The organism is Bellilinea sp. (assembly GCF_034432615.1).
In the GTDB taxonomy this organism is placed as follows: Bacteria; Chloroflexota; Anaerolineae; order Anaerolineales; family Anaerolineaceae; genus Bellilinea.
On sequence record NZ_DAOUBL010000379.1, the window covers coordinates 1 to 1,614 of the forward strand.

Below are 1,614 nucleotides of genomic sequence, written 5' to 3' on the forward strand. Positions count from 1 at the left end.
TTGCCTGTGAAGTACGCCGCAGTTGGGCATACGAAGTAAACAGCACCAGCATCCGCCCGCCTGTGGCGCGTGCCAGCCGAATCAGGCTGTGTTCAACTGCACGCTGATAGCCGTTGGCATCTACCGGTTCGGGAATATCTTTGGCGATATAGAGCAGCGCTGCGTTTTCGTAATCAAAGGGCGAGCCGAGAATCAGTTCGTCGGCCTCATCGGCATTCAGGCGCGAACGCAGGTAATTAAATTCACCTTCAGCCGTCAGGGTGGCAGAGGTCAAAATAATGCTGTTCTTTTCATGCCAGAGGTATTTTTCCATCAGCGGCCCGATGTGCAGTGGGGCAATTTGCAGGGACAAGCGGTTGTTGTTGGGGCTGATTTCCACCCAGTAAATGGCGGCCGGGTTCGGCTGGCTGACCAGTCCATTGATATAAACCTGTGCCTCGCTCAACCTGCGGTGGATACTGGCTAAATTGGCGAGGGTGTCTTCAACATCTTCCCCCATCCGCTCAAGCCCCTCGCTGATTCCTTTGTGTAATTCAGCAATCAGGTTGAGCAGCAGGCTGAGGGTTTCGTTGGTGCTGTCCCATTGAATTTCGACCTCGGTCCAATCGGGCAATTTTCGGGTTGAGGGTAAAATGCGCACCTGCTGCCCATACGAACTGACCGGTTTGCCTTCCCGGGCGTTTTCCATGAAGACTTCGATACTCTTAAGGAATTGTTTGAGGTCAAAATCCAGGCGCGTGGCCAGGTCGGTTGCTCGTTGTACCGTTTTTGTGAGCAGCCCAAAATCGGATGGGCGCAGGAATTCTTTGAGCAAACTAACCAGCCGCCCCAAAACACCGCTGGAAGTTCCCCCAAGTTCGTTCAAAAGGCGCGAGAGATCGTTTTGGGTGACGCGGTAACTGAGTGCATTCGTCGAGGCCGACTCGATGTGATGACCTTCGTCCACAATCAGATACTGGTATTCGGGCAGTACCCGGCTTCCGGTGACTACATCGGAGAGCAACAGCGCATGATTGACGATAATCAGGTGGGCGCTGAGGGCTTGCTGGCGGGACTGGTAAAAGGGGCAGGCACCGCCCATGCGGCTTACGCATACTTCGGCTTTACAGCCCTCATCCTCAGCCGAAAGGCGCATCCAAACCTCGCGCTCGGCTGGGCCGTTCAGGTTAATTTCAGAACGGTCACCCCGCCCGCCTTCTTGCAGCCAGACCAGTACTTTGGCCAGTATGCGCAATTCTTCGGGTGTTTCGGGACCTTTGTGTCGCAGGGCTTCCAGCCGGCGCGGGCAGAGATAATTGCTGCGTCCTTTCAGGACAGTGGCACGCAGGTCGAGTTTGAGGGCGTCACGTAAATCGGGGATGTCTTTGTTGATCAGCTGCTCCTGCAGGGTGATGGTATTGGTGGAGATCACCACGCGGGTATTGTTTTGAATAGCCCATAGAGCAGCCGGCACCAGATAGGCAAAGGATTTACCAATGCCGGTACCGGCTTCGACCATCAGATGTTCCCCGTTTGAAAGAGCGCGGGTGACCGCCCGCAGCATCTCCACCTGCTGGCTGCGGTATTCGAACTGGTCAAAGTAGCGTGCAAACAGCCCGCCCGGTTCCAGTATGG

The 1,614-nt window shown here is 55.3% G+C and carries 1 protein-coding gene; it reads right to left on the minus strand.

Going from position 1 to position 1,614, the window contains the following annotated elements:
* On the minus strand, nt 1-1,614 hold a 1,614-nt coding region (locus VAE48_RS16755), incomplete at both ends, for an ATP-dependent DNA helicase (RefSeq protein WP_322794482.1).